This is a genomic window from Pseudomonas sp. A39, assembly GCF_058145955.1.
Genome location: NZ_JBYVMD010000019.1, coordinates 26,124 through 48,939, shown reverse-complemented (window position 1 = coordinate 48,939; position 22,816 = coordinate 26,124). Strand labels below are relative to the sequence as shown.

Annotated in this window: 20 protein-coding genes and 1 tRNA gene; 12 read left to right on the top strand and 9 right to left on the bottom strand. The window is 57.5% G+C overall.

Annotated elements, in window-relative coordinates:
* Positions 1-520: 520 nt before the first annotated feature.
* The 4 genes from AC3ZU9_RS16300 to ung form a co-directional block, all read right to left on the bottom strand.
* Positions 521-2,710 (bottom strand): autotransporter outer membrane beta-barrel domain-containing protein, encoded by a 2,190-nt coding sequence (locus AC3ZU9_RS16300; protein ID WP_371914026.1) that lies wholly within the window; start codon positions 2,708-2,710, stop codon positions 521-523.
* A gap of 304 nt (positions 2,711-3,014) precedes the next feature.
* Positions 3,015-5,033, bottom strand: a complete 2,019-nt coding sequence (locus tag AC3ZU9_RS16295) for a hypothetical protein (RefSeq protein WP_490090984.1) — start codon at positions 5,031-5,033, stop codon at positions 3,015-3,017.
* 317 nt (positions 5,034-5,350) lie between these two features.
* Complete coding sequence (locus AC3ZU9_RS16290; protein WP_490090983.1) at positions 5,351-7,306, bottom strand: hypothetical protein; 1,956 nt, start codon at positions 7,304-7,306, stop codon at positions 5,351-5,353.
* A 158-nt stretch (positions 7,307-7,464) separates the two neighbouring features.
* Positions 7,465-8,157 (bottom strand): uracil-DNA glycosylase, encoded by a 693-nt coding sequence (gene ung, locus AC3ZU9_RS16285; protein ID WP_093543931.1) that lies wholly within the window; start codon positions 8,155-8,157, stop codon positions 7,465-7,467.
* 136 nt (positions 8,158-8,293) lie between these two features.
* Between ung and dspII the strand changes: the two genes are divergently transcribed.
* Positions 8,294-9,406: an enoyl-CoA hydratase/isomerase DspII gene (gene dspII, locus AC3ZU9_RS16280; RefSeq protein ID WP_490090982.1), complete on the top strand. Its 1,113-nt coding sequence runs from the start codon at positions 8,294-8,296 to the stop codon at positions 9,404-9,406.
* A gap of 55 nt (positions 9,407-9,461) precedes the next feature.
* Here the strand turns inward: dspII and AC3ZU9_RS16275 are convergent, their stop codons facing one another.
* Positions 9,462-9,821 (bottom strand): hypothetical protein, encoded by a 360-nt coding sequence (locus AC3ZU9_RS16275; protein WP_012722742.1) that lies wholly within the window; start codon positions 9,819-9,821, stop codon positions 9,462-9,464.
* A gap of 262 nt (positions 9,822-10,083) precedes the next feature.
* Here AC3ZU9_RS16275 and AC3ZU9_RS16270 point away from each other — a divergent pair, with 262 nt between their 5' ends.
* The 5 genes from AC3ZU9_RS16270 (at position 10,084) to AC3ZU9_RS16250 (ending at position 14,203) form a co-directional block, all read left to right on the top strand.
* Positions 10,084-11,706 (top strand): methyl-accepting chemotaxis protein, encoded by a 1,623-nt coding sequence (locus tag AC3ZU9_RS16270; protein WP_046034520.1) that lies wholly within the window; start codon positions 10,084-10,086, stop codon positions 11,704-11,706.
* Positions 11,707-11,790: 84 nt separating this feature from the next.
* Positions 11,791-12,003: a cysteine-rich CWC family protein gene (locus AC3ZU9_RS16265; protein WP_046034519.1), complete on the top strand. Its 213-nt coding sequence runs from the start codon at positions 11,791-11,793 to the stop codon at positions 12,001-12,003.
* On the top strand, positions 12,003-12,695 hold the full coding sequence (locus AC3ZU9_RS16260) for a pseudouridine synthase (protein WP_046034518.1): 693 nt from the start codon (positions 12,003-12,005) through the stop codon (positions 12,693-12,695). The genes AC3ZU9_RS16265 and AC3ZU9_RS16260 overlap by 1 nt, the downstream gene beginning before the upstream one ends.
* Positions 12,696-13,001: 306 nt before the next feature.
* Entirely contained in the window at positions 13,002-13,886 is an 885-nt protein-coding gene (locus AC3ZU9_RS16255; RefSeq protein WP_012722737.1) for an alpha/beta fold hydrolase, read from the top strand.
* 243 nt (positions 13,887-14,129) lie between these two features.
* Positions 14,130-14,203, top strand: a tRNA-Gly gene (locus AC3ZU9_RS16250).
* A gap of 574 nt (positions 14,204-14,777) precedes the next feature.
* On the opposite strand, the gene AC3ZU9_RS16245 is transcribed toward AC3ZU9_RS16250, so the two are convergent.
* Entirely contained in the window at positions 14,778-15,617 is an 840-nt protein-coding gene (locus tag AC3ZU9_RS16245) for an SDR family oxidoreductase (protein ID WP_102061801.1), read from the bottom strand.
* Positions 15,618-15,759: 142 nt separating this feature from the next.
* Positions 15,760-16,377 carry a glutathione transferase GstA gene (gene gstA, locus AC3ZU9_RS16240; RefSeq protein ID WP_102061800.1) on the bottom strand — a complete coding sequence of 206 codons (618 nt, stop codon included), beginning with the start codon at positions 16,375-16,377 and terminating at the stop codon, positions 15,760-15,762.
* A gap of 227 nt (positions 16,378-16,604) precedes the next feature.
* Between gstA and AC3ZU9_RS16235 the strand changes: the two genes are divergently transcribed.
* The 4 genes from AC3ZU9_RS16235 (at position 16,605) to AC3ZU9_RS16220 (ending at position 19,070) form a co-directional block, all read left to right on the top strand.
* Positions 16,605-17,558, top strand: coding sequence for a LysR family transcriptional regulator (locus AC3ZU9_RS16235; RefSeq protein WP_490090981.1), 954 nt, complete (start codon positions 16,605-16,607; stop codon positions 17,556-17,558).
* A 270-nt stretch (positions 17,559-17,828) separates the two neighbouring features.
* A complete protein-coding gene (locus AC3ZU9_RS16230) occupies positions 17,829-18,077 on the top strand; it encodes a CsbD family protein (RefSeq protein ID WP_102061798.1) in 249 nt (82 codons plus the stop codon).
* Between the two features lie 139 nt (positions 18,078-18,216).
* Positions 18,217-18,741: a DUF3833 domain-containing protein gene (locus tag AC3ZU9_RS16225; protein ID WP_046034517.1), complete on the top strand. Its 525-nt coding sequence runs from the start codon at positions 18,217-18,219 to the stop codon at positions 18,739-18,741.
* 23 nt (positions 18,742-18,764) lie between these two features.
* Positions 18,765-19,070 (top strand): DUF6482 family protein, encoded by a 306-nt coding sequence (locus AC3ZU9_RS16220; RefSeq protein ID WP_046034516.1) that lies wholly within the window; start codon positions 18,765-18,767, stop codon positions 19,068-19,070.
* A 46-nt stretch (positions 19,071-19,116) separates the two neighbouring features.
* Here AC3ZU9_RS16220 and AC3ZU9_RS16215 read toward each other — a convergent pair whose 3' ends face one another.
* A complete protein-coding gene (locus AC3ZU9_RS16215; RefSeq protein ID WP_490090980.1) occupies positions 19,117-20,310 on the bottom strand; it encodes an MFS transporter in 1,194 nt (397 codons plus the stop codon).
* Entirely contained in the window at positions 20,307-21,470 is a 1,164-nt protein-coding gene (locus AC3ZU9_RS16210; protein ID WP_046034514.1) for an MFS transporter, read from the bottom strand. The genes AC3ZU9_RS16215 and AC3ZU9_RS16210 overlap by 4 nt, the downstream gene beginning before the upstream one ends.
* 95 nt (positions 21,471-21,565) lie before the next feature.
* Here AC3ZU9_RS16210 and AC3ZU9_RS16205 point away from each other — a divergent pair, with 95 nt between their 5' ends.
* Together AC3ZU9_RS16205 and AC3ZU9_RS16200 are read left to right on the top strand one after the other, a co-directional pair.
* Complete coding sequence (locus AC3ZU9_RS16205) at positions 21,566-22,459, top strand: LysR family transcriptional regulator (RefSeq protein WP_012722732.1); 894 nt, start codon at positions 21,566-21,568, stop codon at positions 22,457-22,459.
* Positions 22,460-22,627: 168 nt separating this feature from the next.
* Positions 22,628-22,810, top strand: a complete 183-nt coding sequence (locus AC3ZU9_RS16200) for a type II toxin-antitoxin system HicA family toxin (protein ID WP_012722731.1) — start codon at positions 22,628-22,630, stop codon at positions 22,808-22,810.
* The last annotated feature ends 6 nt before the right edge of the window (positions 22,811-22,816 follow it).

Here is a 22,816-nt window from a genome sequence, read left to right as displayed (position 1 = left end):
TGCTCAAGACCGCTGCCGGGTGGCGACATAGCCACCCGACAGCAGCACATTGAAGGCAATAAAAAAGGCCTCTCTACCGTCAGGAAGAGAGGCCTTTCAATGGGTTATTATCTGGGTATGCATCGTTGAAGAGTTTCATTGAAATCTTGTCCAGCCGGGCACTGTCTTGGCTGCCTTATCCACCGCTGGGAATTAGTGTCGTACCTGCAGGTGTAATACCAACCCGGCGATATGCTTTTGAAGGTGCCTGCACGAGTGCAGACAGGATCAAGCCCTGGGTACTCACTCGACACCGTCTCGGAAGGGCCACTGGCACAAGCGGCAAGCAGCACAGCGACACCTGCCGCCAGTAATACCTTGGGGACAGTACGCATAACTTTCTTACTCATAAAATGATGCATGGGAATCTCCTGATTAGGAATGCCCCTCCAGTTAGCCCCCAAAAAAATAAACCGCCTACTGTCAGATTTGACAGGTTGGCGGTTTGTCCGACAAGCGGAAAGTACTGCACCGGCCGCGCTTAGAACGCGTAGCGCAGCCCCACATTCACACCCAGGGGTTGCTTGATGTTCTTGCCCACGCTGCGCTCCAGGTCCGCATGCATGCTCAAGTTCTGCGACACCGACATCGCCATACCCGCCCCCAGCTTCAAACGTGAGCCCGACAGGTCGTTGTTGAACGAGTTGTCGTTGACAAACACTTTGTTGCTCTGGTCGAACTCATGGGTGACTGCGGCTTTCAAGTAAGGCTGCAGCACGCCGCCGCTGTCGAGTTGGATATTATTGCCGGCAGTGACGCCCAACTCACCGATCACCGAACTCGAACGATCCCCCTTGGCGCTCAGGCCGTTGTCCAGTGTGTAGCTCTGGGCCTGGGTGATCACCGCCGCCAATTGGCCGTAGGGTTCGACGAAATAGCCGTCATCCAGCGTGATATGACGACCGAACTCAGCCGAGGCACCTGTGGCATTTTGCGTGTAGTTGCCCTTGCTCTTCTTGCCATCGCTCATGGCCACGTTGGACTCATTGTGCAGGCGGTTGAACTTGAGCACGCCGTCGAAGTAAAAGCCGCTTTCGCTATCCAGCCACGTTGCATAGCCGCCCACGTAGTAGCTGTTGATGGTGGCTTTGCTGCCCAGGTTCAAGTCCAGGTCCGATTGGCTGTGGCCGGCCATTGCACCGATCAGCCACTGCCCATCGCCGGCCTCCAGCGGTGCATCCGCACCCAAAGTGAAACCGCGTTGGGTCTGGTTATAACCCAAGCCAGTCTTGTCGTTGGACACTTCATACTTATTGCCGTAGGCACGGGTCCACAAGCCAGCGGTCTGTCCACCGTTGAAACGCAGTTCGCCCATGCGCGTACGCAGGTTAGTCATTTCCCCCAACAACACGCTCGGCGCCGCGTTGAACAAGGCCAACACCGAGTTGGTGCTCGGGCTGATGACCTTGCTATCCGGGTCCAGGTACCAATCATGATTCTGGTTATCCGCCGCCAGGTCGTAAGAATAGGTACCGCGGTCGACCCGACCGCCCACCAGGCTGAAATCCGCCACACCGTCGGCGGTGTGCACCATGTGCAGGCGCTCGTTCAACGGGTCGGCCCCCGTGGCGGCGAGCAGCAACTGATGGTGACCAGCAGACGTGCCCGTGACGTTTAGGAAGTCGCCGGTCAGCGAGCCGAAATCCGCCTTCATGATGAACGTACCGCCGGTGCCGGAGAGGTTAGCCACGTCCAGCTTATAGAAGGCTCCGGACTCGCCGAACTTAACGTTACCGCCGTTCATCGACAATGTGTTGAGCGCTTGTTGACCATCCACCATCACCCAGGTGGCGTCGCTGTTGACCGACAGTTTGTCGACATTGTCCAGGCGACCGGTCAGCACCGAGCCATTGTTCAGGCCAACGTTGGCGCTGCCGCCGCTGTTGATGATGTCGCCGTTCATGAAGGCGAAATCCATGTTCATGTCCAGGGCGCTGTCTTTGCCGACTTGGATATTGCCACCCAGCGTCGTGTTAGAGACATTGACATCGGCCGCGCCGCCGTGGGCAAGCTCAAGCATGTTGCCGTTGCCGCCGACCAAGGTCGTGCCATTGTTGATGTTGATCTCGGTGCCACCGGGGTAGTCCACCAGGATGGCAGCCCCTGTTCCGCCCACCACTTCAGTCTGGTTGAGGTTCAGCACGGAGGGGTTATCCACCGTAGGCAGGCGATACGCCACAATGCCGTTGGTGCCGCCGTAAATTCGGCCGCCCTGGGTGGTCAATTGCCCGTCGTACGCTCTCAAACCAGCGTTTGCACCGCTGACCTGAGTGTTATGCAGGGCCAAAGTGCTGGAGCCGCTGAGCACAATGCCATCTGTGGCGCCAGTCACGTCGCTATCGAACACTTCCACGGCAGAGCCGCGGTCCGAATTGGTGCCGACAATCATGCCTTCGGCACCGCCGCTGTAGATCGAAGCATCGCGCACGGTACCTTTACTGCCATAAAGCGCCACACCCACTTCAGTACCGGCGGTGTTCTTGACAGTGCCACCGCTCATCGTAAAGGTCGAATCATAGGCTTTAACCCCCAGGATCCTGGCCCCATTCGAGGTCAGGGTGGCCTCCGTCACGTGGTAGCGATCAACTAACGTGTCAGCGTCAATGACGACGTTTTGCCCAGGGTAGATATTCAACGCCTTGACCTGTGTCGCCGCCAAGGCGACAGGCATGACGGCCAATACTCTAATAGCTAGTGATAAACGAGAAAGAAGAAATGTTTTTTCAGTGGACATGCTTAAGTACCTCTAGTCGGTGACTGAACAAGCCAAGCGATTTAAAGGTCCATCGACTCTGGCTTTCAGAAGCGGCAAGGGTACGGATCAGGCAGGGAGGTTCATGTAGGGATCGTCCAAGGCGACGTAGGACTTTCCTTAATCACAGCAGGTCGTGAAATTTGAGCCTGCAGGGGCTCGCTAAAAAAGAACGGTACAAACCGTCACGGCTACCCATGACGGTTCATACCGGGCGACGCGTTTAAGGAGTAGGCAGAGCACCGCAAACGGTGGTATCGGCGTTACGGCGGCTGACATAGAGAATCGTCGGTAGGGATTGGCCTGTCGTCACCCCGTCGGCTTTGAGTACGGTGTAATAGAACTCTACTCGCCCCAAAATCGCCGGCTGGACATACGTGGCGAAATCCGCGACGAATTCTTCGCCATTGTGGCCCGGCAGGCTGTGATCATTTACGACCACAATCGGAGGCAGCATTTCTGCTTGGACCAGTATGTTGGAGGACTCCAAGCCCTCTCCATACAGGGTCCAGAAACGCCTGATCGTGTCACCTGTTTTCAGATTGACCGCATCCTTGATTCTTGTGTCAATGCCAAGCTCAACAAACTGCTTGCAACTGATCGAGCGCAAGGTGCCGCCCGCACTCACGGATTTAGGGAATTGTGCCAGCGCCAGGTTCGTCAGTTCACTGGCAAACACATCAACCGGCGTAGACAGGGACGTGTCCATGTTGGGGTTCACACCATTCGTCAGGCTGTACCAGACGGCTTTGTCCAGTCCGTTAAGGCCGGCAGCGATGATTGAGGCAGGAATAGTGAAGGAAAACGCCCCTGAGTCAATTTCAGGCTGCGTCACGGTATGAGGGGTGGGGGTGAAAATCGGTATCCCGTCCCAGTAGAGCTGAAGTTGGTGCCCTGGCATCGCTCCGATATACACACCAAATGCGGCGGTAGCAGGGCCGTCATCACCCGGTCCAATCTCGTTGGTGAGTCCGTCGAAGGAGGTTACCGTAATCTGCGGCAGGTAATCCCGGATGGGACCGGGGCCTCCAGGTTCTCCAGCGGCTGACCGGAAGTCTGCAGCCACCGAAATAGAGTTGGACCATGCTGAAGCCGTGCCGCCATCCACCACTTGGTAACGTAGGTTGGCTGTACCGGCAACAGTGATCCCATAGGCCGCGAAGAGAATGAGCCATGGAATTTCAATCTTTGCGGGGTTTGCAAGGGTCGGCTCGGACGACAATGCAGCCGGGAACACGTGCCCACCCAAGTCGATGTTCAGGGTTTGGCCAGGTCTATAATTGGTCCAGCCAAAAATATACACTTCCGCCAATTTCAACTGCGCGTCCCGAAGGTCCAACGGTGCCGCCGGTACTGCGGGGTCGGTCAAGTTCGTCGGCTGGGGCGTTAAAAGATACTCAACCTCTCTCAACTTCGTCGGATAAATTGTTGAGTTCTCGGAGTAGTCAAAGTAACGGAACGACAGGTGCTCTACACGTGACCCCTTAGCGACAACTTCATCTTTAGTGAGAGAGACAACGACAGGCAAAGTATTAACCGGCAGACTGCTAACAACTTTTATTGGATCCGCATCTGTAACATTCCCATACAACCAAAGCTCATCCATTGCACGTGCAATTAGACGCCCTGGAACAGTAATATCAAGTGCATCGCCATTCGCGGCCAGTGACTCCAGCGTGACCTTCCCACCTACTGCACCGCCTGTCAACGTCACAGCATCCAATAAAATCCCACCGGCAGGGCCAATAGTATCGACGTTCACCAATGTAGTGTTGGACTGCTCGTTACCCCCCGATCCCAAAGCGATCTCATAACTGACACGATACTCCCCATGGTTCGATACATCGACATCTTTGATAGTTACTGCCAATGGCCAAACCAGACTCGACAATGGCTTAGGTCGTTCTATAGGATCTCCATAAACGACGCCATTCACGAACAACCGAAACACATCAGGGTTGCTTCCAGGAAGCGGAAAGGTATCGTCCCACATATCAACTTCAAGCTTGACGCCTTCCGTTTGCGCAACGATAGTTTTCATCAGATTAGGCGGTAAACCGACCACTGGAGGCAGGGCATTGGTAACTCTGAGGTCATCCACAGCTCTAGGTCCGTGGGGCGCAAGACCATGGGGAACAGGGGCCTCCAAGGGATTGACGCATTGAGTAGCGCTACTATCGTTGCCCTTCGACTTCTTTTTTTGATCGACTGAAGCTGCTTGAGTGTTATTTGACTTAGCCATCACTGCTTACTCCTGTAAGTTAAATGATTCACGCTCGTCACCCGACGCACGCGAGGGATGAGAGCTTAATTAGACATCACTCAATCAACTTGCACAGCCTGTGAAACTTGACAGCTGCACAAATGCACAAACTATGCATCTGAATGACAGACCACCTAAACAGCTGCCTTAATAACAAACACGCTAAAAACCAAACACCTTTAACACCAATTACTCTAAACAAACCTAAGTCTTCGGCTCACTCCAATGCAAAAACATCATCAGATTTTTCATAAATAAAAAAGAGGGCTTTCGCCCTCTTTTATTTCAGCCAACGTTTAAACGCCGCCACTATGCGGCCCCAGGCACGTTCCACCACCCGGTATCTTCAAATCGATATAGATAAGTTTCCTGGAGGACAACCCGGTCTCCCCCGCTGCCTTGAACAGACGATACTGCACAACCGCCGAGCCGAAATCCTTCACCAAACCCGGCAATGTGATCAAGCTGAATGGCTCGATACGGATCTCAACTTGGCCTCTGTCACGATCATCCGATGTCAGGCGATGCTCAAAACTCACCTCGGTACCACTGAAGGGCTCACCACTGCCATTTTTTGACGGGTAACTTTTCCAATATAAATGCACGTAATCACCGGTACTGAAATGAGTAAAATCCCAGAGTATGCCAATGAACACGCCTTCATAAGGTTCCGGTTTGGTACCGCACGCAATAAAGAACAGAGGGCTGTCATTCAATAGCACCGGACTCTTGAGGCCGGTCAGCGTGTCGAGGGTTACCCGTACAGGCGTTGAAGGGCTGCGCTGCCGGTTTATGCCGTTGTCTGTCCAGTAATAGACTTCAGCGAGGTTGACGGACGACGCCACTGCCCAGGGCACCCACAGCGTGATCAACTTCCCGGCCACGTCCCCCAGCTGTACGTCATAGGCCGCGACGATAACGTCGTCGCTGTTCCAGCACAGTTCAAGGCGTTCGCCTTGTTGCGGGTTTTCAAACAATCGCACTTCTACCCGCACCGGCCCGGGGCTATCAACGGAAGTCAGCACATTGTCGCCGGTCTTGCCCTTTATGATGGGGACGGCCAGCTTGCGATTGATCGGATCAGGCCCGCTGGGGTCCGGACCGGCCACACGCATATCTACATCATAAAAGCTGTCCGGTGACGGCTTGGAAGCGCTGCCTTGCTCATACACATAGCGCACACGCAATGGATAACGCGTAGAGAAACCACCGGCAGCAATAACAGACCACGGCACAGGCCTGAGAATCGGCCAGTGCTGCACATCGCCAATCTCTTGGATGCCGAGGGAATGAGTATTCCAATAGGTGTAAATTTTGGCCCCCGCTTCTGCGCCCTCTATCCGAGGGATGGTGACCGCCAGCTCTTTCGGCGGCCAGGTATCTTCAAAGAGGACCACACCCGTCAGCTCAGCCGGCTCAATGTAAGGACGAGGCAGGTCCGGCAACACAACCGGAGAGGCCTTGAGCTTGAGTGCATCAGAAAACTGCCCCACATTGCCGCCTCGATCCTCAAGCCGACAGGACACGAACCTGTCACCGCTACCGCTGGCACGCACGTGCGCCTCAGGAAGGGTGAACGCGATGGGCGCGCCTTGCACATGCGCTCTCGTAATGACAAAGGTGGCAGCCAGGCTTAGATCAGGAAGTGTTCCGTAATAGACGTAGATCAAATCGCCAATACGCATATCAAACCAACGCACCAGCCAGAACGGTATGCCACCGTGCGTGACCAAGTACCCATCCGTCACCTCAGTGCGAGCCTCGTCATCCACCTGCACATCCGGGCCAGGGTTACCACCATTCGGAGCGGTTTTGTCGACATTGACGAAGGTTGGAAATGAGTCGCTCGGCCCAATCAATCTGGCGCTGACATTATAAGTCAGCCGATGGATGCCCTCGGTCGACAAGATCGATTTGGGTAAGTACTGCACCAACGGAAAGATGTCGTCAGGGTTGTACGGACCTTTAATAGGGTGGGTATGCACAGTGTCGCCATTCCAACGATATTCCACCGTTGTCACCATGTCCTCCTCATGGAGGTTGAATGGCCAGACCCGTGCAATCGTAACTTCCAGATCCTGATCATGAAGAGCAAGCGGCAAGGTCCGAGCTGCTTCGTCCCACTCCAAATCCAGTGCCTGGGAAGGGTTAGGCGCGTCCAGCTCAAGTATCGTCGGGTCACGCATCGGCTTCGTGGCCGCTCTTGACCCATGAGGGGGCCGCCGGCCTGAGGGCAGGTTCGAATCAGACATGGTCACGCTCCTTGAGCAATCAATCGAGGATCGACCCGGGCGATCAGCACGCTCAGGTCCGGATACTTATTGAATGCGCAAAAAAAGCGCGCGGATACTGTCAGAAATAACAGGGCTCCGCCGTTACCGATGAACGGCAGCCTGCCGCCCCAAGGGATTCAGGCAGGTGGCAACACCCAATTGATCGGCGTCTCGCCATTCTGCTCAAGAAACTTGTTGGTACGACTGAAATGCCCGCACCCGAGGAACCCGCGATATGCCGACAGCGGCGACGGGTGCACCGAGGTCAACACCAGGTGCTTGGTGGCATCGATCAGCTTCTGCTTGCTCTGGGCATGGGCGCCCCACAGCAAAAACACCAGGTGCGGTTGATGCTCGCTGACCACTTCGATAATCCGATCGGTAAAGAACTGCCAGCCCTTGCCCGCATGGGCGTTGGCGTTGGCGCGCTCGACGGTCATGGTGGTGTTGAGCATCAGCACGCCCTGGTCCGCCCAGCTTTGCAGGTAGCCGTGATTGGGGATGTCGATGTTCAGGTCGCGCTTGAGCTCTTTATAGATATTGACCAGTGACGGCGGCGCCGGCACGCCCGGTTGCACCGAGAAGCACAGGCCGTGGGCCTGGCCGGGGCCGTGGTACGGGTCCTGGCCGAGGATCACGACTTTGACCTTGTCCAGCGGCGTGGAATTGAGCGCGTTGAAAATCAGCGGGCCGGGCGGGTAGATCTCTTTGCCGGCGGCATGTTCCTGGCGCAGGAACTCGCGCAACTGCGCCATGTACGGCTGCTCGAACTGATCCCGCAGGGCGTGTTTCCAGCTGGGTTCGAGTTTGATACGGTCGTCTTCGGTCATGGTTGAATAGTCTTGTCAAAAAGAATGAGGCGAACCCTAGGAAAGCCGACCCCGCTTGTCAATTGATCTGACACACCACCGACACTTTCCTACGAAGCGATCATACTCATCCTTCAACGTATCGATTGAGGTCACGATGAACCTGCACTTCGAAGAGCTGACCGGCAGCGACGGTGCCCGCATCGGCATCGCCAGCCTCGACGCTGAAAAATCCCTCAATGCCCTTTCCTTGCCGATGATCCTCGCCCTGGGCGAACGCCTGGATACCTGGGCCAAGGACCCGAACATCGTCTGTGTACTGCTGCGCGGCAACGGCCCCAAAGCGTTTTGCGCCGGTGGCGAAGTCCGCAGCCTGGCGCAGGCCTGCCGGGAACAGCCAGGGGTTGTGCCGGACCTGGCCGCGCAGTTTTTTGCCGCGGAGTATCGCCTTGATTACCGCCTGCACACCTACCCCAAACCGCTGATCTGCTGGGGCCACGGCTACGTGCTGGGTGGCGGCATGGGCCTGCTGCAGAGTGCGGCAGTGCGCATCGTCACCCCCAGCAGCCGGTTGGCCATGCCGGAGATCAGCATCGGCCTGTACCCGGACGTCGGCGCCAGTTGGTTCCTGTCACGCCTGCCAGGCAAGCTCGGGCTCTTCCTGGGCCTCACGGGTGCCCATATCAACGGCCGCGACGCTTTGGACCTGGGCCTGGCCGACCGCTTCCTGCGCGACGACCAGCAAGACGAACTGCTCGATGGCCTGCTGCAGCTGAACTGGCAGGAACAGACCTCGATGCAACTCAACAGCCTGCTCAAGGCGCTGGCCCAGGAAGCCGTCGATCAGCAACCCGAAGCACAATGGCTGCCGCGCCGGGCACAGATCGACGAATGGCTGGACGTGGGTGATGTGCGATGCGCCTGGCGCGCCTTGAGTCAATTGCGCGAACACGCCGACCCACTGTTCAGCCGGGCCGGCAAGACACTCAGCGGAGGCTGCCCGTTGACCGCGCACCTGGTATGGGAACAGATCCAGCGTGGCCGGCATCTGTCCCTGGCGCAGGTGTTCCAGATGGAATACACCCTGAGCCTCAATTGCTGCCGTCACCCCGAATTCAGCGAAGGCGTGCGTGCGCGGCTGATCGACAAGGACCAGGCGCCGCATTGGCATTGGCCGGATATCAACGCGATTCCGGAGGCGGTGGTGCAGGCGCACTTCAATAAGGCGTGGGAAGGCCGCCATCCGCTGGCAGACCTGTCCGATTATTGATTAATTGTGGCCAATAAAAAGCGGCGCTTCCTGCGCCGCTTGCACTACAGACCGGTCAGCGATGACCGCCGCGACCGCCTCCATGGTCACCGCGGCCGTGCCCGCCATTGCCCCAACGATCGCCGCCCCAGCCTTGGTTCGGATAAGGCCGGTAACCGGCACGCGGTCCGTAGTAACGCGGGGCCGGCTGGTAGTAGCGCGGGGCCGAGTAATAACGCGGTTGGGGCGCGTAATAGCGCGGCGCAGGGTAGTAATCACGGCGGTACGGGTACGCCGTGCCACCCCCGTAGTAATACACCGGTGCCGGTGAGGTGTAGACCTCGGATCGATAGTAGCTCTGGCCTCCATCGTAATAAGGCACACAAGCAGAAAGGGTCAGACCGAGTAAAGCGCTGAGCAGCAGTCGTCGATACATGGCGGCCTCCTGGACCGCGGAAGAGCACCTCCAGCGACGCGGGAGGGCGGCATCCAGCTTTCGCTGAATGACGAAATATCTGACATCAAAAACGGAATCTGGTGCGTTCTTGCAACGGCTTGATACATCTGCGCAAGCTTTATCGATTCAGTTAATTTGTCTGGATCGAAACTTTGTCGATTGCGATGATGTCACTATGACACTGCACCAGGCCAGGGAGGCTCTACCGTGCGTCCTCCGTTACTACCGTCGGATTCAAGCCATGAAAATCTCAACCAAGCTGCTGCTTTCATTTCTACTGTGTGCGCTGGTCACCCTCGGGGTCGGCTTGTTGGGCATCAAAGGCGTGGTGCGCCTCGCCACGGCATTAGAGCTAACGTTCTCCAACAACCTGGTTTCCGTGAGCAACACCGCCGCTACCCTCAATGGCTTGGTGGCCCATAACCGGGGCCTGTACCGATTGATGGATGCCAGCAAAGGCGAAGTGTCCGCCCAGGATCGTGAACGCGTGCGCCAGGATATCGCCCAGGAACTCAAGCGCAGCCAAGCTGCGTACGCCACCTACCGCGCAACGCCGCTGGAAGATGATGAACGCGCAGCGGGAGACAAACTCGACCAGATCCTGCCCACCTACATCAGCAGCTCCGAACGCATCATGTCGCTGCTCGACGGCAACCAGGTCGATGAGGCCCGCACCCAGCTCAATACCACCAACAATGAAGTCTTCCGTCAGGCGCGCGAGCTGATCCGCGTGATGATCGAATCCAATAACCGCCAGATCAAAGAGGGGGCGGTCGCCGCCGACGAACTGCGCAACAGCGCGTTGACGTGGATGATCAGCGGCATTGTGCTGGCCTTCATCATCGCCCTGACTGTCGGCGTATTGATCACCCGCCTGATCACTCGCCCCATCGCTCAGGCCGTGCAGAGTGCACAACGCATTGCCAAGGGCGACTTGACCCAAGCCATAACCACCGAGCGTACCGACGAAGCCGGGCAACTGTTGGTGGCGCTGTCGGATATGCAGGGCGGCTTGAAAAGCACCCTGGTGGAAATCGCCAACGCGTCCGACCAGCTTGCATCGGCCGCCGAAGAACTGAGTGCGGTCACCGATGAAAGCAGCCGTGGCCTGACCCGTCAGAATGATGAGATCCAGCAAGCGGCCACCGCCGTCAACCAGATGACCGCAGCCGTGGACGAAGTGGCCAGCAACGCCGTCTCGACCTCTGAAGCCTCGCGCCAGGCCACCACCGAAGCCGAAGATGGCCGTCAGCAAGTGGAACAGGCCGTGTCCGGCATGAGTTCGATGGTGGTCGAGATTAACGACTCCACGCAGTCGGTCGCAGACCTCGCCGGCCAGGTGCGGGAAATCGGCAAGGTGATCGATGTGATCCGCGGCATCGCCGACCAGACCAACCTGCTGGCCCTCAACGCCGCCATTGAAGCGGCGCGGGCGGGAGAGCAAGGTCGTGGCTTTGCGGTGGTCGCCGATGAAGTGCGAGCGCTGGCCCATCGCACCCAGACGTCCACGGTCGATATTGAAAAGATGATTGGTGAAGTGCAGACCGGCGCCGACGATGCGGTTGCGGCAATGAATAAGAGCCTGACCTGGGCCAACAACACCCAGACCCTGGCGCAGAACGCCGGCGAAGCGCTGCAACGGATCACCGCCAGTGTGGCGAAGATCAATGAACGCAACCTGGTGATCGCCTCCGCCTCGGAAGAACAGGCCCAGGTGGCCCGCGAAGTCGACCGCAACCTGCTGAACATTCAGGACCTGTCCACCCAGACGGCGGCCGGTGCCCATCAGACCAGCGCGTCCAGCCAGGACCTGTCGCGCCTGGCCACCTCGTTCAACGTACTGGTCAGCAAGTTCCAGCTCTAAGTAGCCCGGGCAGGGTCGGCCCTGTATCGTACAAGGCACAGCGGGATTCTCCGCAACCTTGCCCGATCCAGCCCGAACCTGCCCATGACCACGCCAACCCTTTGCCCCGCCTGCGGGGCCCGCAACGACTGCACCCTGGCTGACCCACGTACGGTCGACCAGGCCTGCTGGTGTTACAGCGTCACCATCGACCCCGCCGTGCTCCAAGCCCTGCCCGATGAGTTGCGCAACACAGCCTGCCTGTGCCCGCGTTGCGCCCAGGTCGATGCGCAGTTGCGTGGCGCTGAGCCGACGTAATGCGGGTTGATCGCTTCCTCAGCAACCTGCCTCGGTTCAATCGCAAGCAAGTGCGCCTGTTGCTGGTTGAGCGGCGCGTGTCGATCGACGGCGTGGCCGTCAGCGATCCTCATCATGAGGTGCGGACATTCAGCCGCGTATGCGTGGACGATGAAGTGCTGCAGGCGGGCAAACCGGCGCGCTACTTCATGCTGCACAAGCCCCAGGGTTGCGTGAGCGCCACGGCGGATCCGCAACACCCGACCGTCCTGGATTTACTCGACGAGCCGGACAAAGATGAACTGCACATCGCCGGTCGCCTGGATTTCAACACTACCGGCCTGATGCTGATCACCAACGACGGCCAATGGTCGCGGCGCCTGACGCAGCCGCAGACCAAACTGCCCAAGGTCTACCACGTGGAGACCGAACAGGACATCGGCCCTGAGTATGCGACCACCTTTGCCGACGGCCTGTACTTCGCCTTCGAGGACCTCACGACTCAACCCGCCGAGCTGGAATTGCTTGGGCCAACAACGGCGCGGCTGAGCATCATCGAAGGTCGTTACCATCAAGTGAAGCGCATGTTCGGACACTTTGATAACAAGGTAATCGGCCTGCATCGCGAGCGCATGGGCCCGTTGGTACTGGATGCGACCCTCGCGCCGGGCCAATATCGTGCACTGACTGACGACGAAATCCGCCAGGTCTGACGACCGTTCAGCCGGTGATGGGCAAAAAACTGCTCCATCGCCTTGCGGGGCACCCGCTCTGCTGCTTGAATCAGAATCACCAGTTTAAATATGACTGGCGAGTCGCCTATAACCTCCAAGAAACACCTTGCCCCGCCCGCGCTTGATCTACGGGCCTTCCCGGCAAACAGCCCGCCATAACAACACCCGTCGGCCAGCCGTCATCGGATCGACATGGGCCCTCACTTTCCAGGCGTATGCCTACCTGTCACATAGCTCGTGCAGAGTGATCTGCGCGCCCTACCCGCTTGCCAGGAGTCTTACGACATGAGGCCAGAAATCGCTGTGTTGGATATACAGGGTCAATACCGGGTTTACACGGAGTTCTATCGCGCGGACGCTGCTGCAAAGACCATCATCCTGGTCAACGGCTCCATGGCAACCACGGCATCCTTCGCCCAAACCGTGAAAAGCCTGTACCCGCAGTTCAATGTGGTTTTGTACGATCAGCCCTACGCGGGTCGTTCCAAAATCCATAACCGCCATGAGCAAATGCTGACGAAGGAAGTCGAAGGCCAGCTCCTGCTGGAACTCATCGACCACTTTGCCGCCGAACACGTGCTGTCATTTTCCTGGGGCGGCGCCGCCACCCTGGTCGCCCTCGCGCACCGCCCTCGTCGCGTGGAAAAAGCCGTGATCAGCTCGTTCTCCCCGGTGATCAACGCACCGATGCGCGACTACCTGGAACGAGGCGTCGACTACCTCGGCAACCTCGACCGCGACCGCGTCGGCCACCTGGTCAACAGCACCATCGGCAAACACCTGCCGTCACTGTTCAAGCGGTTCAACTACAAACACGTGAGCAGCCTGGCCGAGCATGAGTACGGGCAGATGCACTTTCACATCAGCCATGTGCTGAACAGCGATCGCCTGTGCTACCTCAAGGCGGCCAAGCAGATCGATATTCCGGTGTTGTTCCTGAACGGCGAATGGGACGAGTACACCAGCGCCCAGGATGCTAAGTTGTTTGGGCAGCATGTTTCTAACAGCAGCTTCAGTACCATCCAGGCCACCGGGCATTTTCTGGACATGGAGCACAAAGCAGCATGCCGCGACAGTCGGGATGCGGTGGTGGGCTTCTTGAAACCGGAGCGGCAGGTCAGCCGATTGCGTTATCAACATGGCCAGACGCAGCATGCGTTTGCAATCTGAGATGCAAGCTTGTGTCGGAGCTGGCTTGCCTGCGACAGCCTTACTGAAGTGTGACTCACACACCGAGGTGTCGATATCGCAGGCAAGCCATCTCCCACACACATTTTTGAAGAAAAACTTCAAATCCCGGTGAACATCTGGTACAAAGTCAGCCGCTCTGAGCGGGTAGTAGAACAGTAGCTTCCCAAGCGACGAGGGTTCTTATAGGACAAGTCGTTTTGTGAGCATAGGAACGTGCAAAACGCGGGTATAGTTTAGTGGTAAAACGAAAGCTTCCCAAGCTTTAGTTGAGGGTTCGATTCCCTCTACCCGCTCCATAAAGTTGGCTCCTCCCCCAGTAAAAACGGGCTCTCCGCCCACCTTCTCTGATCAGCGCTCTCGCTCATCCTGACTCATCTCCCAATCAAGCAGCTCTTTCTCCGCGCAAATCAGCGACCACCTGCGCTCGCATCAGATTGTGAATAAAGAAAACCGAGCATCAAAGCAAACGGTCATCACTGTCAGACGCAGTCAATAGATATCAGGCACGCAGGGAGGCATGGTGAACTGGCCTAATGATTTTGGACACTTCAATCGGGCGCTATGATAGCGCCCAAATCAGTGGCCAAGATTACTTGACCAGTTCAGGTCAGCTCCATCAGGGCCGCCTCTAGGGCGAGCTGGTTTTGGTACATCCTTTCCAGCACGTCTGATAACGAGTATTCACTGGGCATTTGCTTGGGCTCCTTAGGGAGGCTTCAGCATAGCGCAGCACTAAAAAGATTCTCCGGTAACCTTATTGAGTTCGTGTTGGCGAATTTTTTTGAAGTCGCAGAACGCCCCTACAACACCAAACGTCGCGCGCGGTGAAAGCGTCACGACCTTAAAAGTGGGGCCGTGCTGCAGTTTGGGCTAGGCCCTCAACGCAGACAAGTTGTCCTGCGCATAGGCTTTAAGCGTTCGCGGTGTTTTGCCCGTAAGCGTAGCGACATCATTGGTCACTGCGCCCGTCCAACCTACACGGACAGGATAAAATATCGACGCCATGAACTCTGCGTAGTCTGGGGGCACACCGCCGCCCTTCAGCATATCGATGAACGCCTCGTCCGAGGTCGCGGTGTACTGCACCGGCTTACCAATAACTTCGGAAAGGATCACTGCCGCTTCAGCATACGTAAGTGCATCGGGGCCATTTAGATTGAATGCCTTGCCATCGAACGTGCTTGTGGTCAGCGCCGCTATTGCGCTGTCGGCAATATCGCGGGCATCGATGAAACTAGATTTACCATCTCCTGCGGGCAGGGCTATTTGACCGTGATCAAGGCCTTGCTTCCAGAAAGTATGGAAGTTGTCCGAGAACCAGTTTGGTCGCAAGATCACATAGGATGTCCCAGATTTCTCTAGTGCTATCTCGACTTGACGATAGGGGATGGAGTCATCCGCATCCACACCGATGACGCTCTGGAAGACCACCTTCACATTACGGGCCGCTGCGGCTTGGACGAAGGGCAGCAAGAGGGCTTGCACATTCATATAGCCCGCTGGCATTAATAGATAGGCGCGGTTGACGCCCTCCAATGCTGCAGCAATGGTATCCGGATTAGCAAAGTCGAAAAGCGTCCCCTCCGCGCCGTTGACCGATTGGCCCAGGCGCGAGGCAGCTTTGACTGCTTCCCCACGCGCTATCAATCCTTTAACCAACGGCCTGCCGACGGTTCCCGTCGCACCTATGACAAGAATTTTTTTAGACATTTCAATCTCCAGGCTATCCGCTACAAACGAGTTAGAAAAATGGGGTCGCATCACTGCGGATTGAAATGAGCGTCGAGCCGCCAACGCTGACTTCGCGTAGCAGCACGCTGATCTCAACCCCCTTCAGATATGTGAAGAGATCTCAGCGCTGACCATATGCCTCTTCTAGCCCTTCGGCCTTGAGCGCTGCTTTGACTGCCGGGCGAGCTTCGACTCGCGCCATGTAGCCTTTGAATTCCGAGAACGCGTCCAGCGAGATTTTGAAGTTGGCACACCAGCGTGTGAGCGCGAATAGGTAGGCGTCTGCGACGGTGAAGGTGTCACCCATGATGTACTGGCGACCGCCAGCCAGAACTTTATTCAGGTAAGTCAGCTTGGCAATCACGGGGCGCTGCGCATCCGTGGCATCGGCATTGGCAGCCAAGTAGAACAAAGGGGTGAAAGACTTGTGAAAGTCAGAAGATAGGTAATTCAGCATTTCATGCAGCCGGGCGCGCTCCAGCGTGCCGTTGGCTGGTACCAACTCGGGGGCGTAACGATCTGCAAGGTACTGGGTTATCGCAGGGCCCTCAGTCAGCAGATTACCGTCGAGCTCGAGGGCGGGTACCGTGCCTTTTGGATTGATCTGGTAGTAGTCGCTGCCCGATTCGGTTTTGTGCTTCCAAAGATCGACCTTTGCGAGTTCGTGAGGAACGTTCGCTTCACGGAGCACTATGTGGACAGCCAGCGAGCAAGAACCAGGGGAGTAGTACAGTTTCATGTTTGAAATCCTTCAAGAGGTTTATGGGCGCGAGTATTAAGCCCAGGCGGCTTTGTCCTTTGACCGTTCCGGCAAAACACCTGGTACGGCTGGATCCAGAAACTTAAACGACCGCTTTGGGTGGTGACTTTTAGGTAAGTTACGTGACGGGTTGAATCGTAATTGGCCGTGCAAAAAAGAAAAATACGATCCACAATGACTCTTGGTTCAATAATTGCGAACAATGGATGGACAAGCTCACTGCAATGGCCACCTTCGTGAAGGTGGTGGATTCCGGCAGCTTCACGCGCGCCGCCGATGCCCTCGATCTCCCCAAGGCGCGTGTATCCCAGCGCATCAGCGACCTTGAAAAGCATTTGGGTGTGAGATTGCTTAATCGAACGACGCGCTCCCTGAGCCTTACAGATGACGGCGCTGCATACTTTGATAAGTGCCAAGTCTTGTTGCAGCAGATTGACGAGATGGAGGCCACGCTAAATGGTGGAACAGCGACACCCATTGGCCGGCTGAGGGTGGATTCCCTCGTCTCAATCGCACGTTGGGTGATTGCTCCAAGGCTGCACAATTTTCAGGCACGGTATCCAAGGATTCAGTTGCGACTGAGCAGCTCGGATCGGATCAGCCAGCTGCTCGAGGACGGCATTGATTGCACGATTCGAGGTGGCACGCTCAAGGATTCGAGCATGATCGCTAGACACCTTTGCGACATTCAGATGGGGTTGTATGCGTCGCCCAGTTACTTGGCTTCAATAGGGGGCGTAGATGCAGTGGACGCGCTATCGCAACTTAAGCGAATAAGTTGGTTCAATGGCAGAGAGCGCAATCCGTTTGCCTGGGAGCTAGAGTCGGGGCCCAAACGTTTTACGCTGCAGCCAGGCGATGGCATGCAATTCGACGAACCCGATGTAGCTATTTCAGCATGCATGGCGGGAAGCGGTATCTGCCCTGGTGCTCCGTTCGCGGTTGAAGGATTCGTCCGATCCGGAAAGCTCGTACCCGTGTTACCAGATTGGCACTTTTCTCCTCGTCCAGTTCATATTGTCTATCCTGGCTCCAGGCACTTATCGGCTCGTGTGCGCTGCTTTGTGGACTGGATATTGGAGGTCTTTAAAGACAATGCCGCAATTCAGCTTACACCTATGAGCCTTGCTCAAGATCTCAGCCATCCTAAGCAACCATGATGAAGCTCTTCGACCCTCCCCACTGCCAAGAGCAAGATTTGCGAAGCGGATGTAGTAAGTAGGAAAATTCCTTCAGTAGAGATACGAATGGCGAAATGTCCTCCTTGGGGAGTCCCCTCATTCCGTTCAGGCCAGTGAGATTGCGCACAGCTACCGAAGCCCATCAACTTTGAACTATTCATGACGCCCATGCCCCTAATCCTTTGCAGATAACCTCTAGCTCAGGTCGACACCTGAGCGTCCCACTTACACACGAAGGTCTGGTGAATCATGAAGAGCGAACAGGTAGAGGGCGTTGTAGAAAAGGCTGCCGGCAAAGCGCAGAGCGCAGTCGGTAAACTGTTTGGTGATTCGAAGCTGGAAGCTGAAGGTGCCGGGCGCCAAGTTGCTGGTCAGTTGACGCAAACCTATGGCGATGCACTAGACAGCGTATCTACGTTCGTAAGAGAAAAACCAGTTGCTGCAATTGCGATTGGTGCAGTGGCGCTGCTGGTTTTAGACCGTCTGTTTCGCCGCTGAGCCACGAAGAAAGGACGTTCTCTTTGGCGTTAATCGCCCCCGCGCCTCTAGATGTGTTCACCAGTGGGCTACGGGGGCACGAGCGGTATGTACGACTCACTTCAGTTCAAGCACTGACACACGATCACGGAGCCGAGCAATGACACGTCTATTGGTTTCATTGTTGCTGGCCTTGAGCTTGGGCAGTTGCGCCAACGTAGGCGTCGAGCACTACGCTGGCCAACAGCCGCAACTGGACCTGGAGCGATTCTTCAGCAAGCCCGTCAAGGCTTGGGGGATTTTCCAGAAACGCTCGGGCGAAGTGGCCAAGCGCTTTGAAGTGAATATCGCCAGCCGACGCGAGGGGAACGCCCTGATTCTCGACGAGCGCTTCCTGTACAGCGACGGCACGCGTCAACAGCGGGTGTGGACGCTGACACCGGACGGCCCGGGGCGCTGGCGCGGTCGAGCGGGTGATGTGGTCGGCGAGGCGATCGGCGAAGTGGCGGGTAACGCACTGCGTTGGCGCTACCGACTCAACCTGCCGGTGGACGGCTCGGTCTACGAGGTGAGCTTTGATGACTGGATGTACCTGATGGACGAAGACACCCTGATCAACCGCTCCAGCATGACCAAGTTCGGCGTCGAATGGGGCCAGGTCACGCTGTTCTTTCGTCGTCAGTGAATGACCCACCACGGGAGAGAATCATGAATCTGCACAGGCTGACTGAATTGGCAGTAAAAGGTGAAATTCGCGAGCTTCAGCTGCTGTCGCTGGAGGGTGGTTTCTACCTCGCGCGCGTCAAGCTGGATCATGCCGAAATGACATTGCAGGGCGATGATGCCAAGCCGCTGCGCATCCGCTCCACCACGCATTTGCGCGATTTGTTGCAACGGGTTCCGCCGTTTCCCTGTGTGCTGGTGCAGCACTGCGTACACGATGAAATGTGCGGTGTTCGGGAAGGGCCTATTGGTGCGTTGCGAATTCCGTTTACGCTGGATTCGTCCGTTTAAGGCTGCGCATGTGTAGGACAGAACTGCGTTTCCGGAAAAGAGGCAATCAATCCTCCCTCTCCATCCCCCGCTGCACCACCCACGCCAACGGCAACGTCACCCACAACACCCCCGCCAGCACCATCACCGCTACCGGCACGCCCAATGCGTCCCCCACCCCGCCAAACACCACCGGCGCCAGCGCCCCGCCACCAATCGTGCCGGTGTAGAACACCGCAAACGCCTGCTCCCGCTTACCTGCACCCGCCAGGTCTGGCACCGCGCCGTACAGCACTGACGACGTGCCATTGAGCACCAGGCCCAGCAACGGCAACATCACCATCAGCCCGGTCAGCGGCAAATACACGGCGGCGACGATCAGCAACGCCGTGCTGCTTTCCGTCAACCACACCGTCCTCATCATGCCCATGCGCGCGCCCAGGTAGCCGCAGAATAATTTGCCGAACGCGCCACCGATAAACAGCAGGGTCAGGGCCAGGCCGATACCGGCGGTGCCCGCACCTTTGGCTTGCAGCAGAAACGGCAGGAAGGTAAGAAATCCCATGCGCACGGCGCTGTCGAGGGTGCCGGTGAGGATCAGTGCGCGCAGGCCGGTGACAGAGCCGGCTCCGATAGGCGACTTGTTTTTTCGGGTCGCCGACGAGGCGTCCGGCTGGCGGGGAATCAGCCACCACAACAACCCCGCCGCAGCCAACCCCAGCAATCCCAGGAACGTGGCACTGGCGCGCCAACTGATGACCGTGAGCAACAAGCCGACCAGACCGGGAACCAGGGTTTTGCCAATGTCACCGGAGAAGTTGTACTGGGCCAAGGCCTGCTTGATTCCGCCACCGTCCTCATAGGCATCGCTGATCATCGAGGACGCCAGTGGGTGTTGGGTACTGGCGCCCAATCCGCCCAACAGCAACGCCAGCAGTAGCATCACCAGTCCAGTGGCTTGCCCCACCATTAGATAAGCCGTCCCCGCGAGGGCGGTTCCGCCCACTAGCATCGGCACACGGCCCCAGCGTTTCGCGGCGCGGCTGGCCATGAGCTGGAACACCGCCATCATTCCCGAATAAGCCCCACGTAAAAGTCCGACCTGAGCGTAGGACAGCGCGAACTGCGTTTGCCAGATCGGCAGCAGCACGTAGATGACGTCGGTAAGGCCATCATGCACGGCATGGGCGCTGCAGCCGGCGATCAGCGTGCGTCGACGGGTTGATGAGGCGGGAGCGGGCACAGCAACAGTGTCGTTCATGGCGTCGGGATCAGTTCAGGTTCAGAGGGCTTCCAGCCGTTCAGGGCGATCAGCAAGGTCAGTATCTGGAAGGTGATAATCAGCGCCACACACCCGGTCCAGCCCCAGCGCTCCCAAATCAAAGCCGGGACAATCGCACCGCAACTGCCCCCCAGGTAATAGCACGTGAGGTACACGCCCACGGCACTTGCTTTGTTATCGCGGGCGGTAGCGGCAGTAAAGGCGTTGGCCGCCGCCTGAGCGAGAAACACGCCGGTGGAACTGAGGGCCAGGCCCACCACGATGCACCACAACGAAGGCACCAGGGTCAGCGCTGAGCCGCTGATGCCGAGCAGCGCAGCAACGCTTAGAAGTTCGGCGTGAGGCCGCGACTTGCTGAGGCGACCGGCGATGGGGATAACGATTAGCGCCAGCAGGAACACCATGTAAAGCGTGCCCAACGCCGCAGGTCCGAGGTTGAATGGCGGTAATCCCAGGTACAAACCTGCGTAGGTAAACGCTGCAACTTGGGAGAACAGCACACAAAATCCTACAGCGTAGGCCGCCAGCAAAGGCTTGCGAAAAACAGCCGAAAATGGGGACTGAACCTTCGCCGAGCGCGCACGACTCACAGGCAACAAGAACTGAATAAACCCACCCACCATCAGGCTCAACACCGCCAACCCTTCAAAGGCTTCGCGCCAGCCCACGTATTCGGTCATCACCCCCGTGACAAAGCGCCCGGCAAAGCCACCCAACACGGTGCCCGCCACATACAGGCTGGTGACTTCCGTCACCGTGCCGCCACTCCAGCGGTCGCCGATATACGCCACGCTGGTGGCGAACACCACAGGGATCAACATACCCTCGACAAACCGCCACACCAGCACTTCGGCAAAGCTGTCGGCATAGGCAGTCATCAGCGCCGGCACCGCCAGCAGCAAGGCCGCCATGCTGATCACCGTGCGTTGCTCAAAGCGCCCGGTCAGCCGGCTGACAAACGGCGCAGTCATTGCCACGGCCAACGTCGTCACGGTGATACTCCACCCTGCTGCCTTGGCGCTGATCTGAAACTGCGTGGCAAAGGTCTGGAGAATGCTCTGGGTGGCGTACAGGTTGAGGAACGCCGCGCAGCCACACAGGAACAGGGCAAGGCGGGCACAATGCAGGCGCGGTTTCATGAAACCTCTCGTTTTATTTTGTGAGGTCTTTATAGAATGGCCGGTGGGTCCTGAACCAATACCGATTTCGGACCGATCAATACCCAAGGACCAGGATGCTCGACCTACGCAAGCTGCGTTACTTTCTGACCGTCGCCGAAGAACTGCACTTCGGTCGCGCGGCCATTCGGCTGCACCTGGCGCAGCCGCCGCTGACGCGGCAGATTTCGGCGCTGGAGACCGAGCTGGGGTTCAAGCTGTTTGATCGCACCAGCCGCACCGTCACCCTCACCGCTCAAGGTCGTTCATTCCTGCCCTACGCACGCGGCGTGCTGGAGCAGGTGGAATTGGCGCAAGTGATCGCCGGCAAGCTGGCGGCGGGCACTGCCGGGCAGCTGGCGCTGGGGTATGTCAGCTCGATCGCGTTGTCGGATCTGTTCAGCCAGGCGATCCAGGCGTTTGCCCTGCGGTTTCCCGATGTGCAGTTGACCTTGGTGGAGTGTGCCTCAGGCAGCCTGGGCGCGCAGGTAGCGGACGGTCGGCTGGATATCGGGCTGAGTCGCCTGTTACCACAGAGCGACGAGGTGCAAGCGCTGTCCTTGGGCGAAGAACGCTTGGTGGCCGCCGTGTCCAGTGGCAGTCCGCTGGCCAGTCAGCCGAGCGTCAACCTGGCGCAGCTCAGTGCCTACCCGTTGATTCTGTTTCCAGCGGATTATGGATCGGGGCTCAACCAGTCCATCGAACAGCTTTACCGACACCACGGCCAACCCATGCGCCCCGGCCCGACCGGGCGGCAGATCACATCGATCATTGCACTGGTGGCGGCCGGTCAAGGTGTGGCATTGGTACCGGCGTGCACGCAGAGTCTGATGAATAAAGGCGTGACATACAGGCCGCTGGTGGAGGGGGATGCGTGTGCAAAGTTGCTGGCTCTGACCCGAACTGAAACAAAAAGTGTGCTGGTGGATGCGTTTCTCGCCGTCATTGCACAGACGCTACATACTCGGTAACGCCTTAGCAAAACCCCGCAATACCTATCTCCGGCGCCATTCTGAGGCGCTCATACACTCCCTTTACCGCCTACCAGAATGCCGGTCATCGACCGCTGGTAGGTAGAGTATTGATAATTCCAAATCAGTGGTTATAGTCACCACCAACACACACCACAAGGAGGTGTTGTGGATAGCCGATATTTGATAGGCCACATTGTTGCGGACGGTTGGTACCTGGCGCGCATACGAGGCAGTCACCACCACTTCAAGCACCCGACAAAGCCGGGGCTGGTGACGATTCCCCATCCGAAGAAGGACCTGTTGGACAAAACAGCCAAGAGCATTTTGAAACAGGCGCTGCTGAGTTAATCGTCC